Origin of the sequence: Halalkalibacterium ligniniphilum, from assembly GCF_000334155.1 — a bacterium.
Classification (GTDB): Bacteria; Bacillota; Bacilli; order Bacillales; family Bacillaceae_D; genus Halalkalibacterium; species Halalkalibacterium ligniniphilum.
Map to the genome: position 1 here is coordinate 1 of NZ_ANNK01000049.1, position 2,354 is coordinate 2,354.

At 41.7% G+C, this 2,354-nt stretch carries 3 protein-coding genes; 2 read left to right on the top strand and 1 reads right to left on the bottom strand.

The window, feature by feature from the left end:
• Positions 1 to 1,116: DRTGG domain-containing protein (locus BLT_RS0104360; protein WP_017726591.1), on the top strand; the 1,116-nt coding region annotated here is incomplete at its 5' end.
• An 82-nt stretch (positions 1,117 to 1,198) separates the two neighbouring features.
• On the opposite strand, the gene BLT_RS0104365 is transcribed toward BLT_RS0104360, so the two are convergent.
• Complete coding sequence (locus BLT_RS0104365; RefSeq protein WP_017726592.1) at positions 1,199 to 1,495, bottom strand: YtpI family protein; 297 nt, start codon at positions 1,493 to 1,495, stop codon at positions 1,199 to 1,201.
• Positions 1,496 to 1,593: 98 nt separating this feature from the next.
• Between BLT_RS0104365 and BLT_RS0104370 the strand changes: the two genes are divergently transcribed.
• Positions 1,594 to 2,354, top strand: a 761-nt coding sequence (locus tag BLT_RS0104370) for a DHH family phosphoesterase (protein WP_017726593.1), incomplete at its 3' end; no start/stop codon positions are given.

Below are 2,354 nucleotides of genomic sequence, written 5' to 3' on the forward strand. Positions count from 1 at the left end.
AAAAAAGAAAATATTGAAAAGCTGACATTTGCTGAGGTCGTCAACATTGTAGATGGACAAGTTCTTGGTGGCCGTCAAGGACTGCATAAAACATTAAATAAGTTTGTGATTGGAGCCATGAAGCTTGATGCGATGATGCGATACGTTGAAGCGGGAAATCTATTAATTGTTGGAAATCGTTATCAAGGTCACAAGCTTGCCCTTGAGGCGGGAGCAGCTGTTCTCATAACCGGTGGGTTTGATACGAGTGAGGAAGTGATTAAGCTAGCCGATGAATTGGAGCTACCGATTATTTCAACAAGCTATGATACATTTACTGTTGCTACGATGATAAACCGAGCCATTTACGACCAGTTAATCAAAAAGGAAATTGTCTTAGTCGATGATATATTGATTCCTCTTCAAGATACGTATTATATGACAACAGCCAATCAAGTTGACAAATGGCATGAATTGAATCAAAAAACGGGACATAGCCGCTATCCAGTCATTGATGAGCATATGAGAATTCAAGGGATGGTAGCTGCGAAGGATGTTCTCGGTGCAAATAGACAGACGCCGATTGAGAAAGTGATGACGAAAAATCCGATAACGGTCAGCGAGCGAACCTCTGTCGCTGCAGTGGCTCATGTCATGGTTTGGGAAGGGATTGAGCTTCTTCCGGTTATTGATTCACAGCGAAAGTTAATTGGTGTCATAAGCCGCCAGGATGTGTTAAAAGCACTGCAAATGATTCAGCGGCAGCCTCATGTAGGGGAAACGATTGAGGATCTTGTAACAAATGGAGTGCAGGATGTGTCAATAGGTCAAGATTATTCCTTCGAGGTTGCGATTACACCACAAATGACGAACCAGCTTGGAACGATCTCCTATGGTGTCATTACGACCCTTGTGATTGAAGCGGGAAGTCGAGTATTAAGGAAATATAAAAAAGGTGATCTTGTCGTTGAAAATATTACGCTTTATTTTATTAAGCCTGTTCAAATTGAAAGTATGATTTCGATTCAGCCACGTGTTCTTGAGATCGGACGAAAGCATGGGAAAATTGATGTAGAGCTCTATCATCAAGAAGAGATTGTCGGCAAGGCACTGATGATGGCTCAATTAATTGACTAGAAAGCGAACAAAAAGGCTTGGCACTGACCAAGCCTTTTTGTTCGAAGTTAGCTGCAGGCGCCAGTGGCGGCAAGTGCTTTTCTTATGAGTGATTACGCTCGTGGAACTGAGGGGCATAATGTTGGTAAGCGCGAAAGCCAAAAAAAGCATTGGCCGCACCAAGAAGTGAGAAAACAGAGCCGACAACAATATCAATAGTGCTTCGAGGTGTAATAAGAAGGTTCAAGCCAAAAGCGATTAAGAAGACACCGAGAGCCATATTCGCTTTTGTCTGATGAATTTGTTTCAATAAAGATTCAGGTGTACGCCATACCCGCACTTTGAAAAAAATAAATAAAACAGCAGAAATCACAACAAAAATTGTAAATAATTGTACCATAGCATTTGTTCCTCCCGGACATACAATCTTGTTTTTATTGTATCGTTTCAATGGGAGAATTGCTAGTGAAGGAATGATGAACAGAAGGAGCGTGCATGATGCTTGATGAAATTTTAGACATGATTGACAAGTACGAACGGATTATTATCCATCGTCATGAGCGTCCTGACCTTGATGCGCTAGGCTCACAAGCTGGACTAGCTGCACTTATACAAGATCGGTATCCAAACAAAAAGGTAAAAGTTGTAGGTGAGGAGGCTAGTTATTTAGCGTTTCTTGGAGAGATGGATCAAGTGGATGATGCGTTTTATGAGGATGCGCTTGTAATTGTCTGTGATACGGCAAATACTGAGCGAATTAGTGACAAGCGCTACATCAAAGGAAAAGTGGTAATAAAAATTGATCATCATCCAAATGAAGAGCCCTACGGCGATCTTGTTTGGGTTGATACGAGTGCAAGCTCCACCAGTGAAATGATCGTTGATCTGTACGAGCATGGCCAAAAGCGAGGATATGAATTAAGTGAAAGGAGCGCCTTGCTGTTGTATGCAGGAATTGTTGGAGATACGGGGCGATTTCGTTTTAACAACACGACAGCAAAAACCTTACGACAAACAAGTTTGTTATTGGAAAAAGAGATTGACCAAGATTGGTTTTATTCGGAGCTGCATAAGCGTGATTTGAAGATGACACGGTTAGAGGGTTTTGTCCTTCAGCATTTTGTGATCTACGAAGGCGTTCTTGGTGTCATGAAGCTTACAGCCGAGATTTTGAACCAATTTAATGTGACAGCAAATGAGTCTTCGGCCTTGGTGAACTGCTTTTCTGATGTGGAAGGTTTAAAAGCATGGGTGTTTTT

Excerpts from the sequence above, each read along its gene's own strand:
- BLT_RS0104365 (WP_017726592.1), bottom strand. The coding sequence starts at position 1,495 with ATGGTACAATTATTTACAATTTTTGTTGTGATTTCTGCTGTTTTATTT.